The sequence below is a fragment of the Rhizobium sp. X9 genome, from assembly GCF_018873185.1.
Classification (GTDB): Bacteria; Pseudomonadota; Alphaproteobacteria; order Rhizobiales; family Rhizobiaceae; genus Agrobacterium; species Agrobacterium oryzihabitans.
The window spans coordinates 2,343,402-2,368,661 of record NZ_CP071312.1 but is presented as its reverse complement, the minus strand read 5'-3'; the positions used below and the strand labels follow the sequence as shown (position 1 = coordinate 2,368,661).

General features: G+C 59.0%; 24 protein-coding genes. 6 read left to right on the top strand and 18 right to left on the bottom strand.

Annotated elements, in window-relative coordinates; genetic code table 11:
• Nucleotides 1-84: 84 nt before the first annotated feature.
• The 7 genes from JZY08_RS25655 to JZY08_RS25625 form a co-directional block, all read right to left on the bottom strand.
• On the bottom strand, nt 85-1,875 hold the full coding sequence (locus JZY08_RS25655) for an ABC transporter ATP-binding protein (RefSeq protein ID WP_216332265.1): 1,791 nt from the start codon (nt 1,873-1,875) through the stop codon (nt 85-87).
• Nucleotides 1,876-2,306: 431 nt separating this feature from the next.
• Nucleotides 2,307-3,296, bottom strand: a complete 990-nt coding sequence (locus JZY08_RS25650; RefSeq protein ID WP_137039795.1) for a tripartite tricarboxylate transporter substrate binding protein — start codon at nt 3,294-3,296, stop codon at nt 2,307-2,309.
• Between the two features lie 105 nt (nt 3,297-3,401).
• On the bottom strand, nt 3,402-4,097 hold the full coding sequence (locus tag JZY08_RS25645; protein ID WP_216332263.1) for a superoxide dismutase: 696 nt from the start codon (nt 4,095-4,097) through the stop codon (nt 3,402-3,404).
• A 181-nt stretch (nt 4,098-4,278) separates the two neighbouring features.
• Entirely contained in the window at nt 4,279-4,608 is a 330-nt protein-coding gene (locus JZY08_RS25640) for a hypothetical protein (protein ID WP_003499597.1), read from the bottom strand.
• 246 nt (nt 4,609-4,854) lie between these two features.
• Nucleotides 4,855-5,895: a sensor histidine kinase gene (locus JZY08_RS25635; protein ID WP_003499592.1), complete on the bottom strand. Its 1,041-nt coding sequence runs from the start codon at nt 5,893-5,895 to the stop codon at nt 4,855-4,857.
• A gap of 4 nt (nt 5,896-5,899) precedes the next feature.
• Nucleotides 5,900-6,337: a response regulator gene (locus tag JZY08_RS25630; protein ID WP_003499590.1), complete on the bottom strand. Its 438-nt coding sequence runs from the start codon at nt 6,335-6,337 to the stop codon at nt 5,900-5,902.
• Nucleotides 6,334-7,788, bottom strand: a complete 1,455-nt coding sequence (locus JZY08_RS25625; RefSeq protein WP_216332262.1) for a CHASE3 domain-containing protein — start codon at nt 7,786-7,788, stop codon at nt 6,334-6,336. Before JZY08_RS25625 ends, JZY08_RS25630 begins: the two co-directional genes overlap by 4 nt.
• A 218-nt stretch (nt 7,789-8,006) precedes the next feature.
• Here JZY08_RS25625 and JZY08_RS25620 point away from each other — a divergent pair, with 218 nt between their 5' ends.
• A complete protein-coding gene (locus JZY08_RS25620) occupies nt 8,007-8,381 on the top strand; it encodes a response regulator (RefSeq protein WP_216332261.1) in 375 nt (124 codons plus the stop codon).
• 41 nt (nt 8,382-8,422) lie between these two features.
• Here the strand turns inward: JZY08_RS25620 and JZY08_RS25615 are convergent, their stop codons facing one another.
• From JZY08_RS25615 to JZY08_RS25575, 9 genes are all read right to left on the bottom strand, one after another.
• On the bottom strand, nt 8,423-9,439 hold the full coding sequence (locus tag JZY08_RS25615; RefSeq protein WP_216332260.1) for an HWE histidine kinase domain-containing protein: 1,017 nt from the start codon (nt 9,437-9,439) through the stop codon (nt 8,423-8,425).
• Nucleotides 9,429-9,884, bottom strand: coding sequence for a response regulator (locus JZY08_RS25610; protein ID WP_035243215.1), 456 nt, complete (start codon nt 9,882-9,884; stop codon nt 9,429-9,431). Before JZY08_RS25610 ends, JZY08_RS25615 begins: the two co-directional genes overlap by 11 nt.
• Complete coding sequence (locus JZY08_RS25605) at nt 9,877-12,087, bottom strand: ATP-binding protein (protein ID WP_216332259.1); 2,211 nt, start codon at nt 12,085-12,087, stop codon at nt 9,877-9,879. The genes JZY08_RS25610 and JZY08_RS25605 overlap by 8 nt, the downstream gene beginning before the upstream one ends.
• A gap of 148 nt (nt 12,088-12,235) precedes the next feature.
• Nucleotides 12,236-14,047 (bottom strand): ABC transporter ATP-binding protein, encoded by a 1,812-nt coding sequence (locus tag JZY08_RS25600; protein WP_216332258.1) that lies wholly within the window; start codon nt 14,045-14,047, stop codon nt 12,236-12,238.
• 4 nt (nt 14,048-14,051) lie between these two features.
• Nucleotides 14,052-15,836 carry a gamma-glutamyltransferase family protein gene (locus JZY08_RS25595; protein WP_216332257.1) on the bottom strand — a complete coding sequence of 595 codons (1,785 nt, stop codon included), beginning with the start codon at nt 15,834-15,836 and terminating at the stop codon, nt 14,052-14,054.
• A gap of 22 nt (nt 15,837-15,858) precedes the next feature.
• On the bottom strand, nt 15,859-16,731 hold the full coding sequence (locus tag JZY08_RS25590) for an ABC transporter permease (RefSeq protein WP_216332255.1): 873 nt from the start codon (nt 16,729-16,731) through the stop codon (nt 15,859-15,861).
• Between the two features lie 11 nt (nt 16,732-16,742).
• A complete protein-coding gene (locus JZY08_RS25585; RefSeq protein WP_003499573.1) occupies nt 16,743-17,690 on the bottom strand; it encodes an ABC transporter permease in 948 nt (315 codons plus the stop codon).
• Nucleotides 17,691-17,757: 67 nt separating this feature from the next.
• Nucleotides 17,758-19,266 carry an ABC transporter substrate-binding protein gene (locus JZY08_RS25580; RefSeq protein WP_216332253.1) on the bottom strand — a complete coding sequence of 503 codons (1,509 nt, stop codon included), beginning with the start codon at nt 19,264-19,266 and terminating at the stop codon, nt 17,758-17,760.
• Nucleotides 19,267-19,350: 84 nt separating this feature from the next.
• Nucleotides 19,351-20,124 (bottom strand): FadR/GntR family transcriptional regulator, encoded by a 774-nt coding sequence (locus JZY08_RS25575; protein ID WP_216332252.1) that lies wholly within the window; start codon nt 20,122-20,124, stop codon nt 19,351-19,353.
• Nucleotides 20,125-20,375: 251 nt separating this feature from the next.
• On the opposite strand from JZY08_RS25575, the gene JZY08_RS25570 reads away from it, so the two are divergent.
• The 4 genes from JZY08_RS25570 to JZY08_RS25555 all read left to right on the top strand — a co-directional run bounded on the left by JZY08_RS25570 (nt 20,376) and on the right by JZY08_RS25555 (nt 23,029).
• On the top strand, nt 20,376-21,854 hold the full coding sequence (locus JZY08_RS25570; protein WP_216332251.1) for a PAS domain S-box protein: 1,479 nt from the start codon (nt 20,376-20,378) through the stop codon (nt 21,852-21,854).
• A 138-nt stretch (nt 21,855-21,992) separates the two neighbouring features.
• Nucleotides 21,993-22,172 (top strand): CsbD family protein, encoded by a 180-nt coding sequence (locus JZY08_RS25565; protein WP_003499564.1) that lies wholly within the window; start codon nt 21,993-21,995, stop codon nt 22,170-22,172.
• Between the two features lie 6 nt (nt 22,173-22,178).
• Nucleotides 22,179-22,526, top strand: coding sequence for a BON domain-containing protein (locus JZY08_RS25560; RefSeq protein ID WP_082184738.1), 348 nt, complete (start codon nt 22,179-22,181; stop codon nt 22,524-22,526).
• A complete protein-coding gene (locus JZY08_RS25555; RefSeq protein ID WP_003499560.1) occupies nt 22,523-23,029 on the top strand; it encodes a DUF992 domain-containing protein in 507 nt (168 codons plus the stop codon). The genes JZY08_RS25560 and JZY08_RS25555 overlap by 4 nt, the downstream gene beginning before the upstream one ends.
• Nucleotides 23,030-23,078: 49 nt before the next feature.
• Here the strand turns inward: JZY08_RS25555 and JZY08_RS25550 are convergent, their stop codons facing one another.
• Together JZY08_RS25550 and JZY08_RS25545 are read right to left on the bottom strand one after the other, a co-directional pair.
• On the bottom strand, nt 23,079-23,795 hold the full coding sequence (locus JZY08_RS25550) for an aspartate/glutamate racemase family protein (RefSeq protein ID WP_035224947.1): 717 nt from the start codon (nt 23,793-23,795) through the stop codon (nt 23,079-23,081).
• 22 nt (nt 23,796-23,817) lie between these two features.
• The gene (locus JZY08_RS25545) at nt 23,818-24,447 is read right to left on the bottom strand and encodes a flavin reductase family protein (protein WP_216332250.1); all 630 of its coding nucleotides are present in this window, start codon (nt 24,445-24,447) and stop codon (nt 23,818-23,820) included.
• A gap of 130 nt (nt 24,448-24,577) precedes the next feature.
• Here JZY08_RS25545 and JZY08_RS25540 point away from each other — a divergent pair, with 130 nt between their 5' ends.
• Nucleotides 24,578-25,255 carry a GntR family transcriptional regulator gene (locus JZY08_RS25540; RefSeq protein ID WP_003499554.1) on the top strand — a complete coding sequence of 226 codons (678 nt, stop codon included), beginning with the start codon at nt 24,578-24,580 and terminating at the stop codon, nt 25,253-25,255.
• Nucleotides 25,256-25,260: the final 5 nt, after the last annotated feature.

Below are 25,260 nucleotides of genomic sequence, written 5' to 3'. Positions count from 1 at the left end.
TTGATTCGCTAAGTGTTTCTTCTGGAGCGTTTGTCCGCTGATCGCACAAAAGAAAACGCCGGAGCAATGCCCCGGCGTTTCGTTTCAGGCCACCAGACCCTTGGTCAGTTCCAGCGCCTGCCGCTCGAACAGCCGGCGATAGATACCGTCATTCAGCCGGATCAGCGCCTGATGGTCGCCTTCTTCGACAATCTTGCCCTTGTCGAAGACCAGCAGACGGTCCAGCGCCCGCACGGTGGAAAGCCGGTGCGCGATGACAAGCGTGGTGCGGCCGTCCATCAGGCGTTCCATCGCCTGCTGGATCTGCACTTCGCTTTCGCTGTCGAGGCTCGATGTCGCCTCATCCAGAATCAGCACCGGCGCATCGGCAAGGAAGGCCCGGGCAATGGCGACACGCTGGCGTTCACCACCCGACAGTTTGACACCGCGTTCGCCCACCATCGTTTCATAGCCCTTGGGGAGGGACATGATGAAGTCATGGGCGCTCGCCTGCCTCGCCGCCTGCTCGATCTCACGCCGCGAGGCGCCTGGCCGGCCATAGGCGATGTTTTCCGCCAGCGTGCGGTGAAACAGGATTGGCTCCTGCTGCACGATGGCGATCTGGTCGCGCAAACTCGATTGCCTGACGCCGGCGATATTCTGGCCGTCTATGCGGATTGCGCCCGCATTGATGTCGTACAGACGCTGGATGAGCTTGACGAAGGTCGTCTTGCCCGAACCCGAATGGCCAACCAGACCCACGCGCTCGCCCGGCTTGATGGTGACCGAGAAGTCCTCATAAAGCGGATCGGGATGCGCGCCATATTGAAAAGTGACGTTATCGAAAACGATCTCGCCCTTCTCGATCTTGATCCGTCTGGCGTCCGGCCTGTCTTCGATGCCAAGCGGCATCTTGTCGAGCAGCACCAGCTCTTCCATGTCGTTGACGGCACGTTGCAGGTTGCGGATATCCTGACCGACATTGCGCAGATAGCCCTGCAACACGAAGAACATCGCCAGCACGAAGGTGATATCACCCGGCGTTGCCAGCCCCTTTTGCCACATGAGAAGACCCGTTCCGAGGATGCCGGCCTGCATGGACACCATCATGAAACCCTGGATCGTGCCGCTCAGCGTGCCGCGTTTCCATGTTCTGCGCGTGCGATTATCCCATTTGGCCAGCACGTGGGTCAGCCGGGTTTCTTCGCGGTTTTCGGCGCCGAAGGCTTTCACGACCGAGTTGCAGCTGATCGCATCCGCAAGCGCGCCGCCGAGCTTGGTATCCCAGGCATTGGCAAGCCTTGCCGCCGGCGATACGAAACCCATGGAAAGCGCCACCGTGACGCCGATATAGATCAGCGACCCGGCCCCCACGATCAGGCCCATGACCGGCCAATAGCTGCCGAGCACGATGGTGGCGCCCACCAGCATGGTGATGGATGGCAGCAGCGCGATGAGCAGCAGGTCGTTCAGCGAATCCAGCGCCCACATGCCACGCGTGATCTTGCGCACCGTCGAGCCGGCAAAGCTGTTGGCATGCCAGTCGGTCGAGAAGCGCTGAACCCGGTGGAAGCCGTTATTGGTGACGTCAGCCATGGTTCTCAGCGTCAGCCGGATGATGCCGTTGAAGATGAACCAGCGCAGCGCCACGCTGGTCAGCCCCAGCGCCACAACGATGACGAAGGCGCGCAGCGCCTTGTCCGCCCCGTTACCGCCGGCAATGGCATCGACGATCTGGCCGGAGAACACCGGCACCATGACTTCGGCCAATGTGCTGGCGATGACCAGCACGATGATAAAACCCACCAGCGCCCGCCGGTGGCTCCAGTGGTGGAAAACAAAACCGAGCACATGGCGATAGGCATCGGCGCGGAAATCGAGCTTCTTGCGAGACATTTTAACCAGCACGGCGCCATAGCTTCGGCAACCGGTCCTCAAAAACGGAAGTTGGATGGCCACAGCCCGGGCGGGAAACGGAGTGATCCCGTCAGATCAATCGGGCTATGAGGGAAAACAAAACCGCATGGCGCGCGTACGCGGGGCGGGCCGCGAATGGATATGACCTAGTGTCGGGTCATTCCCTGCGGGAGGATTTCGGTGAATGCTGGTGTCATGCAACGCCTCCCTTTGGTTCGATCTGACGCGGTGAGTATTTTGTACCTGAGCGTTTCGCCATTGCCAACCGGGCAATTGCAACCTTATGGCAAGTGATGCGAAAACGACACATTGGCCGATGCGGCAGGTATGGTCGTGGCCCGTGTCTTTCTGCTGCGCATCCCGGGAGGGGTGCGCAGCGAGATATCAGAAGAGCGGATTGTCGTTCCCGGTTAATCCATCTGCACGTTGGCGTTCTTGACAACCGGTTCCCACTTGGCGATTTCGGCAGCGACATGGGTTTTCAGCTCTTCCGGCGAGGAAGCGACGATCTTGGCGCTGAATTCCGCCATGCGCGCGGCAACGCCGGGATCGGCAAGCGCTTTCTTGGCCGCGGCATTCAGCTTGTCGATCGCCTCGGCCGGTGTGCCGGCAGGCGCAAAGAGCGCATTCCACGTGTAGGTCTCGTAACCCGGCACGGTCTCGGCGATTGTCGGCAGATCCGGGAAGGATGAAGCCCGCTCAGCCGTGGTTACGCCAAGCGCCCGCAAGGTGCCGGATTTGATGTGGCCGGACGATGAGGGCAGATTGTCGAACATGATCGAAATCTGGTTGCCGAGCAGATCGTTGAGTGCGGGGCCAGCGCCCTTATAGGGAACGTGCTGCATGCTGACGCCCGCCATGCTCTTGAACAGTTCGCCTGAAAGGTGCAGCGGCGTGCCATTGCCGGAAGAGGCATAGGCATGTTTGTCCGGCTCGGCTTTCAGAAGCGCGATCAATTCCGCGACGCTGTTGACGTTCAGTTTCGGATTGACGACCAGCACATTCGGCACCACCACCAGCAGCGAAACCGGGGCGAAATCCTTTTCCGGATCGTAAGGTTTCGTCTTGAGAATGAGCGGGTTGAGTGCGTGGGTTGCAACCGTGCCCATCAGGATCGTGTAGCCATCGGGCTCGGCCCGGGCGACGCGGTCGGCCCCGAGATTGCCGCCGGCACCGGCGACGTTTTCGACGACGATCTGCTTGCCAAGCTCATCGCCCATTTTCTGCGCGATGACGCGTGCCACCACATCTGTGGAACCGCCGGCCGCGAAAGGAACGACCAGAGTAATCGTTCGATCGGGAAAGCCCTCAGCGCTCGCCGTCATTCCCAGCATGCCAAAAGAAACCGCCGTGGCGGCAAGTTTCAACAGCATGCGCCGTTTCGAAGACCGGTAATTCATGAACCCTCCTGTGACATGGCCTCCCCGCCATCGCGGCATAGTAGCTCAAATGAACCTGAGGGCAAGCCGTTGGCCTTGCCGCGGGAAACAAGAGGACGTGAGGGTCTAAGCGCTCATGCGTTCTTCCACGACCCGCCAGTTGACCAGCCTGTCGAGCACGGCGCGGATATGCTCGGGTTTGCGGTTCTCATAATCGAGGTAATAGGCATGTTCCCATATATCGATGCCGAGATAGGCCGGTCGACCCACCGCGATCGGGTTATTGCCGTCCTCGTAACCAATGAGTGCGAGTTTATCGGCGTCGTCGCGCGTCAACCAGACCCAGCCTGTCCCGAACACGGTGTCGGAAACATCGACTGCGCGTTTGATAAACCCTTCATAATCTCCAAAGGTCTCGTTCACACGGGTCGCGAGATCGCCCGTGGGCCGGTTCGGCCCGCCTGGAACGAACTGATCCCAATAGGCGACGTGGTTCCAGGCCTGCGCGGCATTGTTGAAAATCTTGACATCTGCCGCCTCTTTGGACTTGGCCGCCTCCTTGACGATATCGACAAGCTCCATGTCAGCATAACGGGTATTGGCTGCCAGCGTATTCAGCTTGTCGTAATAGCCCTTGTGATGTTTTCCGTAATGGAGGCCGACCGTCTTTGCCGAAATGACCGGTGCCAGATCTGCTTCCGCAAACGGCAGGGCCGGCTGCTTTAGGGGCAGCGCGGCATGAGCCATATGCGGTCTGGGAAAAATCGTTGCGGCAGCGGCCACAGCGCCGCCCGCGAGAATTGTGCGTCTGGTGATGTTCATGTTTTCCTCCTTTGAATGACAACCACATGGGTTAACCCGCAACTGCGGCGCAGGTTTCCTTAGGCCGAGTTCAATTCGGCTGCGGACAAAGAGGCATCATGCAAAGATGGGGATTGGGTCAGGCCGGTACGGGACGGGACATAAAGAAAGGCCCTCCCGGTTAAGAGAGGGCCTGATCCGATTACCAGCGATAATAGTCGCGGCGGTCTCGCCATTCGCGGTGTTCGCGCCAGTCGCGCCGCTCACGCCATTCTCTGCGGGCCTGACGCTCGCGCCATTCCCGGCGGCCTTCCCAGCGATCACGCCGGTCCCAGCCGCGCTCATAGCGTGGCGGTCCGTTTGGCCGGCAATATCCACGCGGCGACAGATGAAAACCGCGTCCACAGGCATAGTCGACGGTTTGAACATTCGATGTCGCGGGTGCGGACGGTTGACCGATGGGCATGGCGTTCGCGCCGCTGCCGAAGAAGGCGCTAAGAATTATTCCAGCGCTTAAAATCATCTTGCGCATCTCATTTCCCTCCTTGTGGGATGGGGTGATTTAGCGCCCTGGGCCGTGAACTGTAGCTGAATGAAACGAGGTGTTTTCGTGGCAGCGGCCCCGCAATTGTGGCGGATTCTGGCAACCTTCCGCTGCATAATTGCTGAACGGCCTGAATGCCGAAATGGAGAAATTCGAGATCGCCACGATCGTTGCGGAAGGTGTTGAACGCCCCGGCAAGGCCCAATAATTCAGGGGCAAATATGCGCGTGTTGATTATTGCTTCTCAGTCCACGTCATGATGTAGCGCGTACCCTTGCCGAGTTCAGGATGGGTATGTGTCTGTTCGACACGCGCGCCAATATTCTGCGCCATAGCCATGATCAGCTTCGTGCCGAGGCCGGTGCCGCGCGGCGATGCCTCCGGTTTTGAACCGATGCCATCGTCTTCAACCACGAGGACAAATTGCCGGTCCTCTTCGGAAAGCCGGACACGAACCGTGCCCGACTGGTCGGGATAGGCATATTTCAGCGCATTGGTCAGAAGCTCGGTGATGATGACGCCGAGTGCGACCGCGTGATCCGCCTTGAGGCTGACTTCACAAAGCGATGTCTCCACCGTGACGGAGGACGAACCGGGAACGGCCTGAAACAGATCGCTGATGATCGACGTGAGGTAGGAATTGAGCGATACAAGGCCGACATTGTCGGTATTGTAGAGACTGCGGTGCACGCCGGCGATGGCGGAAATCCTGCTCTGGGTTTCCAGAAGGGCAACTTCCGCCTCGGGCGACTTCACAGTGTTGATCTGCAGCCTGATCATCGCCGATACCAGCGACAGGCTGTTGGCGACGCGATGGTTCATCTCCTTCACCATCATTTCCGCATGTTCCTTGGCCTTCACCAGCAAGCGGTCGGATTCCTCCTTGTTCTGGCGCAGGCGGTGGTTTTCCAGGGCCTGATTGATGGCCGTGCGCAACAGCGGAAAGAAGTCGTCGCCGACATTCTTTATGACAAAGTCGGCAGCACCCGCCTTAAGGGCGTCGATCGCGATCTTGGCTTCGTTCGACCCGGTCACGTAAAGCACGGGAACGCGCCCCGGCAACGACTGGATCGCTGCCAGAAACTCCATTCCCGTCGATGTCTGGAAATAGTGGTCGAGGACGACCACATCGAATTGCTCGTTTTGAAATAGCTCGAGCCCCGAGGCGACGGAGGCGGCATGCACCACCTCCATTCCATGACGACCAAGGACACGGCTGGAAAGCCGCGCCAGCGCCGGATCATCATCAACATACAAAACGCGCAAATCCATCATGCCTTCAAGGTATCTGAATTACAGAGAAAAACAGGCCGAGGTTCTTGATCGCATTGGCGAAACCTTCGTAGTCGACCGGCTTCGTTATATAGACATTTGCGCCAAGATCATAACATTTCTGGATTTCGGTTTCGTCATCCGTCGTTGTCAGCACGACGACGGGCAAACGGCGTGTATGTTCGTTGCTTTTGATCTGCTCGAGAATGCGGATACCCGACATATCCGGAAGATTGAGATCGAGCAGGACGAGAAGATAGCGATCCTTGCTGACAAGGCCATCGCGGCTTTCGCCGAGGATGTAATCAAGCGCCTTTGCGCCAAGCGTAAAGGGCACGATCTCGTTGTTCACACCCGCACGACGCACGTTTTTTTCAATCAGACGAGCATGACCTTCGTCATCCTCGATCATCACGATCGTTACCTCTTGACCGGTTGCCTTCATTGTTCGCCTTCTTTCGTCACTTTTCTGAGGTCGCTCGGCAGGAGCAGCGTGAATGTGCTTCCTTTGCCGAGCTCGGACTCTACCCTAATGTCACCTCCTAAATTTCTGATTAGCGAACGAACGTGGGCAAGGCCTATTCCTTCCCCTGGCTGATCCTGATTGCCGGCGCGGCGGAAGAGCTCGAATATGCGCTCCAGATCCTGCTCGCCAATGCCGCGGCCATTGTCGCTGACCGCGATGGAGATGGCGCCGCGTCCGGCCGGATAGGCGCGTGCGGTCAATCTGAGCGGGCGTCCCGGCATCTGGTATTTCACCGCATTATCGAAGAGATTGCCGAGGATCTGGTCGAGGGAGATACGATCCGTATAGACGGTCAGCTTCGAGGTATCGACATTGATCTCGCCGCCATTGGCATTGATCTGGTGGCGAACCGTCTCGGAAAGCGATGACAGCAATGTTTCAATATCGACCTTTTCCGGTTGCAGCTTCCGCTGGCCATCGCGGGAGATTTTCAGGATCGCATTGATCAGCTGATCCATTTTGCGGGTCGAGGAGCGGATGAAGCTGATTGCCTCGGGAATATCCTCCTCAACGGCAAGCCGCGCTTCGCGAACGACGTCTTCGCTCGGCGTCTTGCCATCCGCGAGAATGTAAGCCATGACCGGCTTCAGCGACGTATCGAATTCGGCGAGGAACCCCATGATATTGACAAGCGGCGCCCGCAGATCATGCGTGACGATATAGGCGAAGCGCTGAATTTCCTGATTGGCGCGGCGAAGGTCTCGCGTTCTTTCCTCCACACGTTCCTCGAGATGACGATTGAGTTCATCGACATCATCCCGGGACCGGTTCAGGGCGCGGATATAGGTGAAGACCAGAAGGATCGAGCCACCGACGACGATCAGGATGGCAAAGGCGCCGCCGATCGTCACCAGTTGCAGCCGGTTGGCGGCGCCCAGCTGATCGCCGACGATGATGCGCAGCCGATCGTCAGTATCCGATTGCAGCTTCGACAGGACGGTTCTGATCTCATTCATGAAACGCTTGCCGTCATTCTCCCGGACGACTTCCACCGCCTCGGTGATGCGCCCTGCCCTTTGCAGCTCGATTGTTTCGCGCGTTTCGGCCAGCTTGTTGTCGATGGCGCTTGTCATGTCTGACAGAGGCTGCCGGTATTGGTCACGATCCTTCAGCAGGTCCATAAGCCGCGAGCGCCGTTCCGGCAGACGGCTCATGGCGTCCTCATAGGGTCCCAGATATTCGACATTGTTGGTCAGCAGATAGCCTCTCTGACCGGTTTCAATGTCCTGCATCGACGTCACGACATCCAGGATGGCCGCTCGTACGCGGCGCAGTTCGGCTGTTTCCTGCGAGTACCGGTTATTCACCTGCACCAGCCATAACGACATGGCGACCATTCCGGTCAGGATTGCGACACCAACAGCGAGCATGAGAAGGCTTCGCTGAGCGAACGGCGAAAAATTAGTCACAGTAACAATATTCCCGGTAGGCGGCTCATTTGTCGGGCAAATTAGAATATGACAGACGTGGAAGCGAACATTTTATTTCCCGTCTTTACGGGAACCATCTCTCAGGAAGAGCGTTCAGCGGGGTTGACAGAAAGGCTACCAGCCTGCGCGCGGCCGATGAGATGCAAACGTGGTGAAATATGACTTATAGTTTTCAAGGAAAACAAATCCTTGTTCTGGAAGATGATGCGCTCCTGGCGATGGACATGGAAGACTTTCTCTCGGATCTCGGTGTAAGCGTCGTTGGACCTGTTTCCCATATCGAAGCGGCCCTGGAAAAGATCAACGAAGCGGAGCTTGACGGCGCCGTCATCGACCTCAATCTGCGGGGAGAATTGTCCTTTCCGGTGATCGATGAACTGAAGGCTGCCAGTATACCTTTCGTCATCTGCAGCGGATATGCGGAAATTCCGGGGCTTCGTGCCCAGTTGGGAGAATTGACCGTTATCTCCAAGCCGTGTGATTTCGGCAGCCTCCCGGATATTCTGGCGCGGGAATTTTCTCCCGCCGGCTAGTTGGCGTCCGGTCGGTGCTGGTAGCGATTCACCGGCTCCCTTCAATTCATCGGAAAAACCAGTCGATACTTCAAACCATCGTTGTCATAGGCAATGGCGCCTTCGGCATTCAGTTCATACTGCGCGCCCTTGGTTATCAGCGTCGTGCCAAAACCCGTATCTTCGGGAGTAACGACGGCGGGACCGCCTGTTTCCTGCCATTGCAGATCTATCCGGAGCGCTCCGTCCTCGTCGCGGACGGGCCTCCAGACGACCTTCACGACCCCGTCGCCGTTCGACAGCGAACCGTATTTTTGCGCGTTCGTCACCAGCTCATGCAGGATCATGCCGAGGGCCAGTGCGGATTTCGGTGAGACATAGATCCCCGCAGGGCCATCGAGATCGACGCGGCCGACAAAGACATTGTGAGGCTCGATTGCCCTTTTCACCACATCGCGGAGATCGGTCTCTCCCCAGTTGCTCTGAAAAAGCAGCGCGTGGCTTTCCGCGAGCGCGCTTACCCTGGCAACAAGCCGCGCCTGATAATCCTCGATCGACCTGCTGCCCTTCGCGGTCCTGCGGATGATCGAGATCACCATGGCCATGGTGTTCTTCACCCGGTGACTGAGTTCGCGAACCAGCAGTTCCTTATGGATTTCCGCCCGCTTCCGCTCCTGCTTTTCACGCGCCTCAGCGAGTGCGCGCTCCACGGCGGAAGGCAGTCTCACCAGCCTTTGCTTGAGGACGTAGTCCGTCGCGCCGCGCCTGAATGCATCGATCGCCGCATCCTCGCCCAGGACGCCGGAAACGAAAATGAACGGCACATCCGGGATTTTCTGCACGGCAATATCGAGCGCAGCCATGCCGTCGAAATCCGGCAGCGAGAAATCGGACAGGATGACATCGAACTGGTTGTTCTCGAGCGCTTCGATAAAAGACGCCCTGCCTACCGCCCGCGTCACGCTCGGCATTGGCGACATGCGCGAAAGCTGTTCTTCTATCAACTCCGCATCGACCGAACTGTCTTCCAGAAGAAGAAGCCTGCATGCATTCATCGGCGGCACCGCGTCATCCATCATTGCGGCGGGCACCCGGCGGCGGCTCGTTCAACAGCGCCCAGAACACGCCAAGATCCTGTATCGCCTTAAAAAACTGATTAAACTCGACGGGCTTGACGACAAAAGCATTCACGCCCAGCTCGTAGCTCTTCACAAGATCCTGTTCTTCACGGGACGAAGTCAGCATGACGACCGGAATGTGTCGCAAGTTATCGCTGCCTTTCACCTTCTGCAGAACCTCAAGTCCGTCCACCTTGGGCAATTTGAGGTCCAGAAGCACGACGGCGGGATCACCTGCCGGCCGGTTATCGTAAGTACCGCCAAGGGTCAGATAATCGAGCGCCTCGGCACCGTCCCGGGCGACCACGACTTCGTTTGCCAACTGGCATTTTTCGAGAGCTGTCAGCGTCAATTCCAGATCGCGTGGATTATCTTCCACAAGCAGAATAGGTCTCAGTTCAGGCAATTTCTTCCTCTTCAATTTTCATGACCGGCAATGTGAAGGAGAACGATGCTCCCTCCCCGACGGTTCCCTCGGCGCTGACAGAGCCGCGGTGGCGTTCCACAATCCGCCGGACCAGCGCGAGACCTATCCCCGTGCCCTCGAAATCCTCGACACGCTGCAGCCTTTGAAAAACGCCAAACAGCTTGTTGTAATAGGCCATGTCGAAACCGACGCCGTTGTCCTGAACTGAATAGGTGACGTCGTCATCGGTTGCAATTGCCGAAATCGTGATGATGGAGACAGGCTCCTGACGGGAATATTTGATCGCATTGTCGATCAGATTGTACCAGACCTGCCGCAACAATGTCGGATCGCCAAGCGTGACCGGCAGATCGCCGACGTGCCATTCGACCTTGCGGTCCGCAATGGTGGAGAGGACGGAGCGGCGCACTTCGCTGACCAGCTTCTTCATGTCAACGGGTTTCATGCTGATCTGCGCGCGGCCGAGCTGGGAAAAGTTCAGGAGATCATCGACCAGCTTTCCCGCCCCGAGCGCCGCTTCCGAAATCATCTGCAGATAATGCAGCGATTTGTCGTCCATGGCACTGCTTCGCTCGCGCAACAATTGCGCAAAGCCGACGATATGCCGGAAAGGCGCGCGCAAATCATGCGAAACGGAATAGGAAAAGGCTTCGAGCTCCTTGTTCGTCCGTTGCAGCTCCCGCGTGAGGTCCGCCATTTCTTCGGCCTTGCGCAGGACGATGCCGATAATCGCACTGCGAAGCTCGCGCGCGGCGGAAAGTTCCGCCTCGGACCAGGGGGCGGCGATATTGCGTACCTGCTCCTTCCAGATTTCGAAGGATTTTCGCGGATGGATGCGACCGCTTTCCTGCACGGTCTTATGCGGGTTGCCGCCCCAACGCACGGTCTTGACCACCTCCGGGCGGAACCAGATCAGCCAGCTTCCATGCAGCTCCGAAACGCGCATTGCAACAAGCCCGCTGGCAACGGATGCATAAGATGCGGCGGCTGGATAGATCTCGGGAAGGTTCGTGGTTGCGAAGACGTCAGCGATTTCCTTTTCCCCAAGCCATAGCACAAGGTCCTCGACCTCGTGCCTCGGTGGCGTCTGGCCCACCAGATGGCACTCATCGTCCAGAACAAGGGCGGCACCATCCGCGCCGACCTGCTTCAGCAGATCCTGCCTTTCGTCCTCGCCACCAAGAAGGCCGTCCACCCATTTCGGGGCTGACGCCATGCCGTTCAGCAGGCGCGCCTGCACATATCCGAGTTCAACGCGGCGCGACGCATCTTTGGAACTCTGCTCCATTGCAATTCGCATGGACAGCAGCTGCGCTGCAAAGTCACATGCCTCGCGCACGGACCTGGAGACGGAATGCGGTGCCGCATGATGGCAGGCAATAAGCCCCCACAACCTGCCATTGACGATGATCGAGACGGACATGGACGCCGCCGTGCCCATATTGCGCATATATTCGATATGAACCGGCGAGACGCTGCGAAGCTGCGACAGGCTCATATCGAGCACCGCACCCGTCTCCGGATTGATCTGTGGATTGACCGGAACTGGCTTGTAGCCGATGTCCGGGATCATGCGCAGGCGGTTGATCGTGTAAAGCTGCCTCGCCTGAGGCGGAATGTCGCCAGCCGGAAAACGAAGCTCGAGGTAAGACGGTAGGGCGCCGCTTCCCGCTTCCGCCACGACATGCCCGCTCCAGTCCGGTCCGAAATCGTAGATCAGGGTGCGGTCGTAACCGCTGATCGAGGACACGAGCTGCGCTGTCCGCAAAAGCGCGTCCTCAAGCGACGGCACGCTGTTCAGATATTGTGCAAAACCCGTCAGCTCGCCCATCAGCGCTTCCGCCGATTCGCCCTTTCTCGTTTCCTCGAATTCGAGGATGATCAGGGTGCCCGAACGATGGGCGGTGACGTCCAGAGCCTTGTCGGCCCAGACATATCTGAAATTGCTCTCGTCATTCGCATACCAGGCCGACAGGGCATCCCTGAAAGGGAAAACACCATTGTCAGCCACGGTCCCGACCGGCAAGGGCATGTCGAGATAGCGCTCAAGATTGTCGCTTGCCTGCAAAATTGCCAGATCGCGCGCGGAAAGGACCAAAAGCGCGCCGTGTTCCTGGATGGCGCCGGGGATGTGGATGGGCTCGGCGCCGCAACTATCCAGTTTCGGCGTAGCTGAACTCATAAATTTCTCCAGCCGCTTTCCTGCGGAAGACCAATCGACCTGATAACGAGCCGCCAGCCTAGTCATTATTGCGGAGATGTAAACGCGTGCTTTTTAGAAAATGCGCAGAGACCGACGGCACCCGGGCCATCGGCGTCGGCTGCAAACCTTACCCCACCTGAACCAGATGGCCGGGTGAAACCGTCCTGTAGTTCCGCTCAGGCACCTCATAACCCATGGCCCGTATCGGACTTTTCAGCTCGTCATTGGATATGCCGCGTCTTATCCCGCGCCGCGCCGGATCAGGCACCGGCACCGCCGCCATGAGTTTCTTCGTATAGGCATGTTGCGGATTGTCGAAGACGTCCGCGCGCGGGCCGATTTCGACGATTTCGCCGAGATACATCACAGCCACCCGGTGGCTGACGCGCTCCACCACCGCCATGTCATGGGAGATGAACAGGAAGGCCAGATTGAGGCTCTGCTGAAGGTCGAGCAACAGGTTGCAGACCTGCGCCTTGATCGAGACATCGAGCGCCGACACGCTTTCATCGGCGACGATGACCTTCGGATCAAGGGCAAGCGCACGGGCGATTGCGATACGCTGGCGCTGGCCGCCGGAGAATTCATGCGGGTAACGGCTGGCCATATCGGCAGCCAGACCAACCTTTTCGAGGAGATCGGCGGTCTTTTCCTTTGCCTGTTTCGTGGTGCCCAGTTTGTGTTTGATGAAGGGTTCGGAAATCGCGGTCCCCACCGTCATGCGCGGATTAAGCGACGAGAACGGGTCCTGAAAGATCATCTGCACGGACTTGCGCATATTGCGCAGACCGACCGTATCAAGCCGCATGACATCGTAACCGTCGAGCGAAACCTCGCCGCCCGAAGGCTCCACAAGGCGCATGATCGAGCGGCCGGTGGTCGATTTTCCGCAACCGGACTCGCCGACAAGCGCGAGCGTTTCGCCCTGAAACAGGTCGAAGGAGACGTTTTCGACGGCGTGAACCGCGCCCGTCTGGCGCGCCCACAGGCCGGAACGGATGGGAAAACGTGTCACGAGGTTCTTGACCGACAGGACCGGCGTCTGGCCGCTCGCAACCGTCTCGGCCACTTCCACCGGCTCGGTCGACAGGCCGGTTTTCATGTCGAGGACCGGAAAGCGCGTCGGCCATTGCCGGTCGCGCATGGAGCCGAGCTTCGGCACCGCCGAAAGCAGCGCCCGCGTATAGGGATGCTTGCCGCGCTCGAATATATCCCCGGTCGGTCCGGTCTCAACCTCGTCGCCCCGGAACATGACGATGGTGCGGTCGGCGATCTCCGCCACCACGCCCATGTCATGGGTGATGAAGAGGACGGACATGCCCTCCTCTTCCTGAAGCAACTTTATCAGGTCGAGAATCTGGCCCTGAATGGTGACGTCGAGCGCGGTTGTGGGTTCGTCGGCGATCAGCAGTTTCGGCCGCGAGGCGAGCGCCATGGCGATCATCACGCGCTGGCGCATGCCACCGGAAAACTGATGCGGATATTCATCGAAGCGACCGGCCGCGTTGGGAATGCGAACCTTTTCCAGAAGCCGGACGGTCTCTGCCCTTGCCTGCTGCTTCGAAAGGCCCTTGTGCCGGATGAGGACCTCGGAAATCTGGCGGCCGATCGTGAAGATCGGATTGAGCGACGTCATCGGCTCCTGAAAGATCATCGAGATGTCGTTGCCACGCACGCCCCGCATTTCCCTCTCGGAAAGCGCCAGAAGATTGCGCCCGTTCAAGAGAACTTCACCCTCGATCCGGCTGGAATTGGGGCTAAGCAGGCGCATGATTGACAGCGAGGTGACGGATTTGCCGGATCCGGACTCGCCGACAATGGCGACGGTTTCACCCGGAGCGACATCGAAGGAGACGTTGCGCACAACGCTCTTCCACGCATCATCGACAAGGAAAGAGATGGTCAGGTTTCGAACGGAGAGGACAGGTGTCGTCTTCATGGTTTTATCGCCCCACCGCATAGGCCTGCATCAGTCGCGGCGTTGCCGCGGCCCGCAGCAGGCCGTCGGCATCGCGTCGCGCGGCGGTCAGGCGCCCTACCGACCAGGCATCGGCAACGGTGACCTTGTGGCCACGGCGGCGAAGCTCCTGCAGCGTGATGTCACCCGCTGTGCTTTCCACCATGATTTCGCCCGGCGAGCTGGTGCGCGGATAAAACGAGCCCGGAAAATGCGAAGTGTGGAAAAGCGGCATGTCGATGGCCGCCTGCAGGTTCTTGCCGTGATGCGCATATCGCAGGAAGAAAGGCAGCTGCCATTGGTCCTGCTGGTCGCCGCCCGGCGTGCCGAACACCATGGATGGACGTCCCTGATGCAGCGCAAGCGAGGGCGTCAGCGTGGTGCGCGGGCGTTTTCCCGGAGCAAGCGACGTCGGCAGGCCTTCCTTCAGCCAGAACATCTGGGCGCGGGAATTGAGCGCAAAGCCAAGGCCCGGCACGATGGGCGAGGATTGCAGCCAGCCGCCCGACGGCGTGGTGGAAACCATGTTGCCCCAGCGGTCGATGACGTCGATATGCACCGTGTCGCCGCGCTTTTCCGTCAGATGCGACATGGTCGGTTCGTAAACCGCGCCCTTGCCGCTCATTTCCGCGAGCATGGCCATGGTGGCATCCACCTGCTTTTCGTAACCCGGTACGGTGCCGGGACGCAGCTCAAGCGATGCCTCGCTGCCGATCTGTTTACGACGCCCGGCATTGTAGCCCTCGGAGAGAAGATATTCCGTCGGAATCTGGCCGAATTCCGGATCGCCGTAATAGACCTCACGGTCGGCAAAGGCGAGCTTCATGGCTTCAACGATCGTGTGGATGAAATCGGGGCCGGACGGGTCCATGGCCGCGATATCAAAGCCTTTCAGCAAAGCGAGCGACTGCAACAGCACCGGTCCCTGCCCCCAGGCGGGCGTCTTGGCAATCGTCCAGTCATGATAATCGAGCGTCTGCGGCGCTTCGACGGTCGCATGCCAGTCTGCCATGTCCTGCGCCGTCAGCACGCCCCTGTGCCTGGTGCCGCTTGCATCCATGACTTCGGCGGTCTTGACGTATGTGTCGATAGCTTCCGCTACGAAACCCCGGTAGAAGGCATCGCGCGCCGCTTCGATCTGGTCTTCGCGACCCGAACGCGCTTCGGCTTCCTTGATGATCCGTTTGTAGGTCTCCGCAAGAACCGGGTTCCGGAAAAGGGCATGGGGCTCAGGTGCGGCACCGCCCGGCAGCCACGTCTCGTAGGATGTCGGCCATTCCTTCTCGAAGAATTCCGCAAGCCCCTTGATGGTGGCAGAAACCCGCGGCAGCGTCGGATGTCCGTATTCGGCATAATAGATGGCCGGTTCCAGCACCTCGCGCACGCTCATCGTGCCGTAGTCGCGCAGCATCAGCATCCAGCCGTCGAAGGCTCCGGGAATGACGGTTGCAAGCAGACCATCGCCGGGGATCAGCTTCAGCCCTTCCGACGTGTAGTGCTCGATTGTGGCGCCGCTCGGAGCAGGACCCTGCGCGCAGATGACTTCGACCTTGTCCTTCTTCTTCGAATAAAAGACCGCAGGCATGTCGCCGCCCGGACCGCAGAGATGCGGTTCGACGATCTGTAGCACGAAACCGGTGGCGACCGCCGCGTCGAAGGCATTGCCCCCCTTTTCGAGGATTGCCATGCCCACCGACGATGCGATCCAGTGCGTCGACGTGACGACGCCGAATGTGCCGAGAATTTCGGGGCGTGTGGTGAATTCGGTCATTCAGTCAGTTCCTTATGAGAAATCATGCTTCGCGCGGATCGAGCGCGTCACGCAGGCCGTCGCCGAGGAGATTGAAGCCTATGACGACGAGGAAAATTGCAATGCCGGGCCACATCGTCATCCATGGCGCCTGGCTCAGGAAATTTTTTGCCGTGTTCAGCATCGAACCCCACGAGGGTGCGGGCGCCTGCTGGCCAAGGCCGAGGAAGGAAAGGCTCGCTTCCGCGATGATGGCAGTCGCAACCGTCAAGGTTGCCTGCACGATGATGGGGGCAAAGACGTTCGGCAGAATGTAGCGCGTCATGATGTCGAAGTGGTTGAGGCCAATCGACCTTGCCCCCTCGACATAATCCTCCATCTTGACCGCCAGCACCTGCCCACGGGTCAACCGCACGAAAATCGGCATGGCGGAAAGGCCAATCGCAATCATGGCATTGGTGAGGCTCGGCCCGAGGAAGGCTGCGAGCGCAATCGCCATGATGAGGAAGGGCATGGCCAGCAACGCTTCGGTGATACGGGATATGACCATATCCACCCAGCCGCCGAAGTAACCGGCAATCAGGCCGAAGGGCACGCCGATGACCACCGCGATCATGACGGAGACGACGCCCGCCATCAGAGAGGCGCGGGCGCCATAAATCATGCGCGAGAGAATATCGCGGCCGAGGTCATCGGTGCCGAGCCAATGGGCGGCGGACGGCGCCTTGCGGATAGCCGACCAGCTGGTCGCAATCGGATCCGCAATCGGCAGGATCGGTGCTGCGACGGCAAGCACCGTGAAGAAAAGCACGATAATCAGACCGGCCAGCGCCGATTTGTTGCGCTTCATTTTCTTCCAGGCGCGGTTTTCCTGCCGCGGCACCGGTACGGACAGATTTTGATCGAGAGCAGTCATGATATCGGGCCTCAGATCGTCGCCCTGAGGCGAGGGTTAAGCAGGACATAAGCGATGTCCGCCAGCAGGTTCATGAGGATGAAGCCGACCGCGGTGCAGAGCACGATGCCCTGGACGACGGCGTAATCGCGGGTGAAGACCGCATCGACGGTCATCTTGCCGAAGCCGGGAATGGTGAAGATCTGCTCCGTCAGAACCGCACCGGCCAGCAACTCACCGAAAAGCAGCGCCAGCAGCGTGATGACGGGCAGAAGCGCGTTGCGAAAACTGTGCGACAGGATGATCTCGCGCGGCGAAAGACCCTTGGCGCGGGCGGTGCGGATATAGTCCGAGCTCAGCACCGCGACCATTGCCGAACGCGTATGACGCATCAATGTTGCCGCAAGGGCATTGCCGAGCACGAAGGCGGGCATGATCATCGTTTCTATGGAGCGAACGGGGTCGACGAAGATCGATTCATAACCGGATGCGGGCAGCCAGCCGAGCTTCACCGAAACCAGCAGGATCAGCATGATGCCGAGCCAGAAATTCGGGATCGACAGGCCGGAAAGCGCCACGATATTGGCCGTGTAATCGATCCATGTGTTTTTCTTGACGGCGGCCAGAATGCCGATCGGAATGCCGATGACCATCGCGAAGAACATCGCCATGACCGCGAGCTGAATGGTGACCGGCAGCTTCTGGCCGATCAGTTCCAGCACGGGCTGATTGGTCCGCAGCGAAATACCGAAATCGCCGGTCACCACGCCACCCAGCCAGTTGATGTACTGGAGCGGCACCGGGTCGTTCAGTCGATATTTCTCCCGCAGGAATTCGATCGTCGCGGGGTCTCGCTCCTCACCCGCCATGGCGAGAACCGGATCTCCGGGCAGCAGTTTCTGCAGCGAGAAGACGAAGATGGAGATGATCAAAAGCGTCGGGATCGCGACAAGCAGTCGCTTGCCGATGTAGACAGGCATGGCATTGCCCCCGTTCGTACACATTCTGGAGGGCCGCACGGCAAGCCGTGCGGCGGATTTGAAGCGCTTAGTCCTTGCTCACACCGAGAAGGCGGATCATGCCATCAGGCGATGGCTCCCAGCCCTTGACCTTCTTGGAGATGGCATAGGCATAGGGTTGGTGGCCGAGATAGATGATCGGCATGTCATCGTTGAGGATGACGCTCGCCGCATCGTATTTTTCCTTGCGGACCGCATCTTCGGTCGAGGCGCGTGCTTCATTCAGCAGCTTGTCGACTTCAGGATTGCAATATTTCACATCGTTGATGCCGCCCTTGCACGTGACGAACTGATGAAGATTACCGTCCGGATCGATACGACCGGACCAGTCTGAACGGCTGAGCTGGTAGTTGCCTGCCGTCTGTTCGGAAAGCAGCGTCGCGAATTCTGTCGCCTTCAGGGTCACGTTGAAACCGGCTTCCGCCACCATGGACTGGATCACCTGCATCATCTGCGTCTGCGTGGTGTTGTTGGCGTGCTGAAGTTCGACGTCGAGCGTCTCATAGCCCGCCTCCTTCATCAGCTGTTTGGCCTTGTCGATATCGCGGGGCGGCACGGCCAGGTTCTGGTTGAACCAGGGGCTTGTGGGCGGGAACGACTGATTGCCGGCCTTGGAAGTGCCCTCAAAGACGATCTGGCCGATCGCTTCGCGGTCAATCGCGTAAGAGAAAGCCTGACGCAGGCGCTTGTCCTTGCCGAGCGGATTATCCGCACGCGCACCATTGTTGATGTTGACATACATGGCCATGTAACCCGGACCAATCACGTCGGCATAGGTCAGGTTGGCGTCGTTCTTCACGGATTCCGCGTCGGATGCCGAGATGCGCTCGGCAATATCAAGATCGCCCGAGCGGAGGTTTGCAAGCTTTACCGTGGTATCAGGGATCGGCAGATAGACGATTTTGTCGACCTTGATCTTGTCCTTGTCCCAATAATCGGCGAATTTTTCGAGCACGATACGGTCCTGCTGGATGCGCTCGACAAATTTGAACGGCCCGGCGCAGACCGGCTTGGAGCCGAAATTCGCGCCCAGTTCCTTGGCTGCCTTCGGCGCGACGATCATACCGGCGCGGTCGGAAAGCTGGGCAAGCAACGTAACGTCAGGCGTCTTCAGCGTAAACTTGACTTCCAGTGGGCCGGTCGCCTCAACCTTCTCGACCGAGGAAAGCTCACTCTTGCGGCGGGATTCCGGCAGGGTCATGTTCCGCTCGATGGTGGCGACGACAGCCGCCGCGTCGAGCGTCTCGCCATCGTGGAACTTCACACCGTCGCGGATCTTCATCGTCAGCACCTTGCCGCCTTCGGACCAGGCCCATTCGGTGGCGAGCTGGGGAACGATCTTCATGTCCTGGGAAATGTCGACCAGCTTGTCGCACATGGCGGTGTAAACGATACGGCCGACGAAGGTGCGCGATTGCGCGGGATCAAGTACATCCGCGTCATCGTTGAGGCCGATGCGCAATTCGGAGGCCATCGCCGGTGCCGTCAGGAACGCACTGGCCAACAGGGCCGCACTCAATGTGTATATCTTCTTCATGTTCCATCCTCTGGTCTGGTTGTCTTTGTTTTTTCGTTGTTTTTGTCATTGGCCGGCCGAAACCGACAGGTTTTGGACCGCGGCCTATGAGGCCGGCGTAAGCGGTTGGTCGACTTCGTCTGGGCTTTGGGGCGCGCTGTCTTCTGCGGCCTTCTCGTCCTGAAACCCAAGCGACGTGGCGCGGATCAGCCTCTCCTGATGCATGAGAAGATGCTGGCGCATCGCTTCTCCGGCTCTGGCTGGATCGCGGTCGGCTATGGCGTCAACGATGGCCATATGCTGCTCGAAAGACGCCCTGCCATTCGTGCCGGTACGGCGGGCAAGTTCTCGTATCGACTGCCAGGCATCGTCTTGGCGAATGCGGTTGACGACGTCAAAAATCGACAGGAAGAGCCTGTTGCCGGCGCTCTGGGCGATCTGGCGGTGCAGCGAACCATCCCATAATTCCTTGGCATCGGCATCCGTGCTCTGGCCGGTCTTCTGGACAAGCGCGCGCATGCGCTCCACCTCGGCGGGCTTGGCGCGCATGGCCGCAAGCTGCGCCAGTTGTGGCTCGATGCGCAGACGCACCTCCATGATTTCCATGATGTCGGTGCCGGCGACCAGTTCGGTGACCTGAGCGGACCAATCATCCGGCTTTTCACCCACAAAGGTCCCCGCCCCCTGACGCCGCCAGATCAGCCCTTCAGCCTCCAGAACCTCAAGTGCCCGGCGAACCGCGCGACGGCCGACATTGAAGGTTTCCGCAAAGGCCCGCTCCGTCGGCAAACGGCCGTCCTTCGCGAGATCCTGCGTCTGAATATACACGCGCAGCTTCGCAAGGGCGTAGTTGGAGTTGTCGTTAGGGCCTGCCGCCACGTCGCACCATTTGTTGAACCAATCTCACATTGGTTCATTTGTTGAGAAATTTTCGCGAACGTCAAGCGCATTTTTGAGCGGTAAAAATGACCGCTCAAAATATGGGCACGCAGCGTTTTTTGAGGGCAGGAAAAGCATGGCTCTGCCGCATTGCTGACCCGAACGCATTTCCCTTCCGCTACGCCCAACGCAACACTTGCCGAGACCGCGCGTTATAACGTGCGCAAACCATCAAAAATGCCGGGGGCGACATGGACGACAGCGTAAACATTCCCAAGGTCAACCGGCTGGTGCTGCAAAACCTCATAGCCGGGCTGAGTGACGGGCTTATCCTCCTCGAGAATGACGGGACGATCGCCTGGGCGAACAGGGCGGCGCTTGAGATGCACCGCATTGAGGCCCTGTCTGACCTTGGCGAGAATGCTGTCGATTACAGGCGCAGATTCACGCTCCGCTATCGCAACAATCATCTGCTCGGTGAAGGACAATATCCGCTGGAGCGGCTCCTGGCCGGCGAGACTTTTGACGAGGTGACGGTGGAGGTACTGCCAAGCGGTGACGAGGCGGAAAGCCGGGTGCACACCGTGCGCGGGCTTATTCTCGAAGATGCGGGCGCCAAACCTGATGTTCTGGTCCTTATCATTCGCGACGAGACGCCGCGCTTTGAGGCGGAGGCACGCTTTGAGAGCGCCTTTAATGCCAATCCCGCCCCCGGCCTGATCTGCCGTCTGGAGGATGAGCGATTCATCCGCGTCAATCAGGGCTTCCTTGAAATGACGGGCTTTACGCGCGAGGAAATCATCGGCATCAGCGTCGAGGAACTCGGGCTGTTTTCCGCTTGCGATACCGGTGAAGACGCACTGAAGAGGCTGCATGAAGGCAGGGTCATCCGCCAGCGGGAAGCGCTCATTCCGATACAGGGAGGCGACCGGCTGGTCATCGTTGCGGGCGAGACGATCGCAGTTGCCGAAGAGCCCTGCATGCTCTTCACTTTCGCCGATCTTGATGGACGCCGCAAAGCCCAGAATGCGCTGCGCCAGAGCGAGGAGCGGTTCTTCAAGTCATTTCGCCTGTCACCGGCACCGGCCGCCGTCTCGAGGCTGGAGGATTTCGTTCTGACCGAAGTCAATGACGCCTTCCTGCAATTATGCGGGCGCAAGGAGGCAGAGGTGGTGGGCAAGACGGCAAGCGAATTGCGGCTTTGGGAGGACGTTTCGGCCCGCCGGGATCTGGAAAAGCGGCTGCGGGACAATATCCCCATTCGCAACGAAAACATGCGCATGAAGCTGAGCGATGGTGGTGCCGCCGAGTGCATCGTTTCCGCCGAGCGCGCCGAAATCAACGACCAGCAATGTGTCATCTGGGCGATACAGGATGTGACCGAAAGGAGACGGTCGGAGAACGAACTGATCGAAGCGATCGAGAGCGTGATGACCGATACTTCCTGGTTCAGCCGCACCGTTGTCGAGAGGCTGGCCGGAATGCGGCAGAACGCAAGCCGTGCAACGCCTTCCGCCTCGCTCAAGGACCTGACGGATCGCGAGGAAGAAATCCTGTCGCTGATCTGTGACGGTTGCAGCGACAAGGAGATGAGCGAAAGGCTTCACCTTTCCAAACACACGATCCGAAACCATATCGCTTCGCTTTACGGCAAGATCGGCGTGAACCGCCGCACTGCCGCCGTCATCTGGGCGCGTGAGCGCGGCTTTGCCGGGCGCAAGGGAAAATAAGCCTGATCGAGTGAAAATAGGTCATTTTGTACCAGTTCAACTAGTAGCTAATGCCCTGCTAAAGGCGCCTGCGCCGGACTACCTTTCCATCATGCCGTTATCAACAGCGGCAGCATCTAACGATGGAAGGAGTTCGTTATGGATAAGAACCGGATCGACGGTATTGCCCGCCAGGCAAAGGGCACCATCAAGGAAGCCACCGGCAAGATTACCGGCAACGAGAAGCTTCAGGCGGAAGGAAAGGCTGAAAAGATTGCCGGCCGGGCGCAGGAGAAACTTGGCAAGGCGAAAGACACCATCACCAAAGCTTTGAAGTGATCCCCAATGTTCAAGGCAGGAGGTTTCACGATGATGCTCTCAGGCGATGCACACATGGCGACGGGTTTCAATCCGCAGGAAGTCAGCCTGTGCGCCGCGCTGCAGGCGCTGATTGCCTATGCGGACGGGCAGGAAAACAGCTGCATATCCGTCACATCTTCGGATGGGCGCATCATCCTTACCGGTGAGGTTGAAACTCTTTCCGCCTTCGAACGAGCGGTCATCATCGCAGAATGTTTCGCGTCGCGGCCGATCATCGCCGATCTGGCGATCCGTCAGCGGACGCGGACCTACCTGGATGCGTCTTCCCCACGCATTCATCTCGTGACTAACAACAGGAGTGATACACCATGAAGAAATTCGTTCTTGCAACCGCGATTGCAACGCTTGCGCTCGCGCCAATCGCTTCCGCCGAAACAAAGCATAACTCCAAACGCACGGCAGAGACCGCACAGAAGGAACGCGTGGGCACCCTGTCCTGCGAAATCGCCGGCGGCGTTGGCCTTGTTGTCGGCTCCAGCAAAAGCGTGGACTGCCAGTTCCGTCAGCGCTCCGGCAAGACCGAGCGCTATACCGGCAATATCGGCAAGCTCGGCCTCGATATCGGCGTGACGGGTAAGACCTACATGAGCTGGATCGTGCTCAACACCGCCGCCAGCCGTATCGGTGACGGTGCGCTGAGCGGTGACTATGTCGGCGCTTCCGCCGGGGCTTCCGTCGGCGTGGGTGTCGGCGCCAACGCGCTTATCGGCGGCAACGCCAAGAACTTCGCACTTCAGCCCATCAGCGCCGAAGTCGGTACGGGCGTGAACGTTGCAGCCGGCGTCTCCCGCCTGCAACTAAAGCACGTTCGCTAACCTCTCTCCCCGATGCGCGGTTTCGGGCCCTCCCGAAACCGCAGTTCACTCAGGCGACGAGCTTGGTTTCCTTGATGCGCGGATAATCATAGGCATTGACCTTGGAGGTGCTGTATCCAGCGCCCACCAATGCCTCCGCCAGCTTGACGGCGGCGGTGACGCCATCGATCACGGGGACGCCCGTTGCCTCGCGCAGCCTGTCGCACAGTGCCGACATGCCGGCGCATCCAAGGATGATGGCTTCTGCCGCATCCTCTTTCTTTGCCGCTTCGATTTCGCGGATCAGCATCGCCTCTGCGGCATGCGGATCCTCCTCGAGACCGAGCACCGGCAGATTGATGGCGCGGACCCGGCGGCAATGCCGCTGTGCGCCATAATTGTCGACGAGGTCTTCGATAATGGGGATGGAGCGCGGCAGCGTCGTGATGATGGAAAAACGGCGGCTGATGGTCATGGCCACCTGAATGCCGGCCTGGCAGATGCCGATGACGGGACCGCGCGCCACTTCCCGGGCAGCATGCAGGCCGGGATCATCAAAGCAGGCAATGACATAGGCATCGACGCCCAGACGCTCGCCCTTACGGATTTCTTCCAGCATGCCCGGAACAGCCAGCGCCTCATCGGCCCCGCCTTCAATGCTGACGGGCGTATCGAGGGGATTTGTCGCTGAGATCGTCGTGTGCGCCTGTTTGACACGCAGGGCGCTGTCCAGTGCCTGCGCCGTCATTGAGGCGGTTGAGTTCGGGTTGATCAGACGAATATGCATTCGGGCTCGCCTTTCAGGACGCTCATTTGCCATCTGGCTTGATGAAGTCGGTCATCGGTGGCGCCTTCAGGACAAACTGGCGATCCGAGGTGATGTAATTGTCGGCGTGGAGGCGCGCGATCGGCTGGTATCGGTCCGGATCGACATAATGCCCATCCTTGTCGAGGCAATCCCTGTGGACATGCATGTGCACGACCTCCCCCAGCACCAGCGCGCGACGCGGGTAATCGATCACACGCTCGACGCGGCATTCGAAGGCGCAGGGCGATTCCGCCGCAAAGCTCGCATCGATCTTGCTGCAGGGCGCAGGCGTCAGCTTCGCCATGGAAAGTTCGTCGACCTCGCTGTCGAAGCCGAGGCCGCAGACGAGCATATGTTCGGAGATGGTCATATCGACCATGTTGACGACAAACTCGCCGGTGCGGCGAATATTGGCCATCGTATCCTTCTCCTCGCCGTTCAGACGCGGCTGGATACCCAGAACGACGATGGGCGGATCATGGGAGAAAACGTTGAAAAAGCTCATCGGGGCCGCGTTGTTGTGGCCTGCGGCCGAGCGCGTCGTGACAAGCGCTATCGGCCGGGGACCGATAAAATTCGTCAGCAGTCGATAGCGGCTCTGCGGCTCAAGCGCGGTGAAGTCGAATTCCATGACAGTGGCCCTATTTATGGTATACAATATTGTTTCATATTGTTGACAATTATGCAACCAAAACCCTATTGAAACAGTTGACTTTTTCGGCGGCATCACGCTTCTCTAACCCTAATGGAGAGCGAAACAAATGACCGAGCAGAACGGCCAGTCCACGCAGCAAATTGTCGAGAAAGTCTGGCTGTCGATCGCTGAGCGTCGGCTGCGCCCCGGCGTGCAGCTGAAAGAGGAGCAGCTGGCGACGATTTTTAATGTCAGCCGCGCGCGTATCCGTCAGGCGCTCTCGGTGCTGGAACGCGACGGTCTCGTCACCATCGTCCCCAATCGCGGCGCCTTCGTTTCGAAACCATCGGTCGAAGAGGCGCGAGACGTGTTCTTCGTGCGCCGCACCGTGGAGCAATGTGTCGTAGAGCGCCTGTGCAGATCGGCGACCAAAGCCGATCTGAAGCGGCTTCGCGACCATGTCGCCAAGGAGCGTGTCGCCAATGCTCACAACATCACCACGGATATCATCAAGCTTTCCGGCGGCTTCCACCTGCTGCTTGCGGAAACGCTGGGTTCCGATTTCCTGTTCACCACCATGCGCGACCTCATTTCGCGTTCCTCCCTCATCACCGCCGTTTACCGCAATACCGACCGCTTCAATTGCGGACCGGACGAGCATGCGGAAATCGTCGACGCGATTGCCAACAACGACCCGGCAAAAGCCATACATCTGATGACCCATCACCTGGAACATGTGGAAGCGGAACTCGATCTTAGCGAAATCCGCGACCTTTCCCACGATCTGCGCGCCGCACTCGCCTGACCTTC

Excerpts from the sequence above, each read along its gene's own strand:
- JZY08_RS25565 (WP_003499564.1), top strand. The coding sequence starts at position 21,993 with ATGGATAAGAACCGGATCGACGGTATTGCCCGCCAGGCAAAGGGCACC.
- JZY08_RS25550 (WP_035224947.1), bottom strand. The coding sequence starts at position 23,795 with ATGCATATTCGTCTGATCAACCCGAACTCAACCGCCTCAATGACGGCG.
- JZY08_RS25585 (WP_003499573.1), bottom strand. The coding sequence starts at position 17,690 with ATGCCTGTCTACATCGGCAAGCGACTGCTTGTCGCGATCCCGACGCTT.
- JZY08_RS25615 (WP_216332260.1), bottom strand. The coding sequence starts at position 9,439 with ATGATGGATGACGCGGTGCCGCCGATGAATGCATGCAGGCTTCTTCTT.
- JZY08_RS25555 (WP_003499560.1), top strand. The coding sequence starts at position 22,523 with ATGAAGAAATTCGTTCTTGCAACCGCGATTGCAACGCTTGCGCTCGCG.
- JZY08_RS25600 (WP_216332258.1), bottom strand. The coding sequence starts at position 14,047 with ATGAAGACGACACCTGTCCTCTCCGTTCGAAACCTGACCATCTCTTTC.
- JZY08_RS25540 (WP_003499554.1), top strand. The coding sequence starts at position 24,578 with ATGACCGAGCAGAACGGCCAGTCCACGCAGCAAATTGTCGAGAAAGTC.
- JZY08_RS25570 (WP_216332251.1), top strand. The coding sequence starts at position 20,376 with ATGGACGACAGCGTAAACATTCCCAAGGTCAACCGGCTGGTGCTGCAA.
- JZY08_RS25635 (WP_003499592.1), bottom strand. The coding sequence starts at position 5,895 with ATGATGGATTTGCGCGTTTTGTATGTTGATGATGATCCGGCGCTGGCG.
- JZY08_RS25605 (WP_216332259.1), bottom strand. The coding sequence starts at position 12,087 with ATGAGTTCAGCTACGCCGAAACTGGATAGTTGCGGCGCCGAGCCCATC.
- JZY08_RS25650 (WP_137039795.1), bottom strand. The coding sequence starts at position 3,296 with ATGAATTACCGGTCTTCGAAACGGCGCATGCTGTTGAAACTTGCCGCC.
- JZY08_RS25625 (WP_216332262.1), bottom strand. The coding sequence starts at position 7,788 with ATGCTCGCTGTTGGTGTCGCAATCCTGACCGGAATGGTCGCCATGTCG.
- JZY08_RS25655 (WP_216332265.1), bottom strand. The coding sequence starts at position 1,875 with ATGTCTCGCAAGAAGCTCGATTTCCGCGCCGATGCCTATCGCCATGTG.
- JZY08_RS25640 (WP_003499597.1), bottom strand. The coding sequence starts at position 4,608 with ATGCGCAAGATGATTTTAAGCGCTGGAATAATTCTTAGCGCCTTCTTC.
- JZY08_RS25590 (WP_216332255.1), bottom strand. The coding sequence starts at position 16,731 with ATGACTGCTCTCGATCAAAATCTGTCCGTACCGGTGCCGCGGCAGGAA.
- JZY08_RS25580 (WP_216332253.1), bottom strand. The coding sequence starts at position 19,266 with ATGAAGAAGATATACACATTGAGTGCGGCCCTGTTGGCCAGTGCGTTC.
- JZY08_RS25595 (WP_216332257.1), bottom strand. The coding sequence starts at position 15,836 with ATGACCGAATTCACCACACGCCCCGAAATTCTCGGCACATTCGGCGTC.
- JZY08_RS25630 (WP_003499590.1), bottom strand. The coding sequence starts at position 6,337 with ATGAAGGCAACCGGTCAAGAGGTAACGATCGTGATGATCGAGGATGAC.
- JZY08_RS25620 (WP_216332261.1), top strand. The coding sequence starts at position 8,007 with ATGACTTATAGTTTTCAAGGAAAACAAATCCTTGTTCTGGAAGATGAT.
- JZY08_RS25645 (WP_216332263.1), bottom strand. The coding sequence starts at position 4,097 with ATGAACATCACCAGACGCACAATTCTCGCGGGCGGCGCTGTGGCCGCT.
- JZY08_RS25545 (WP_216332250.1), bottom strand. The coding sequence starts at position 24,447 with ATGGAATTCGACTTCACCGCGCTTGAGCCGCAGAGCCGCTATCGACTG.
- JZY08_RS25560 (WP_082184738.1), top strand. The coding sequence starts at position 22,179 with ATGTTCAAGGCAGGAGGTTTCACGATGATGCTCTCAGGCGATGCACAC.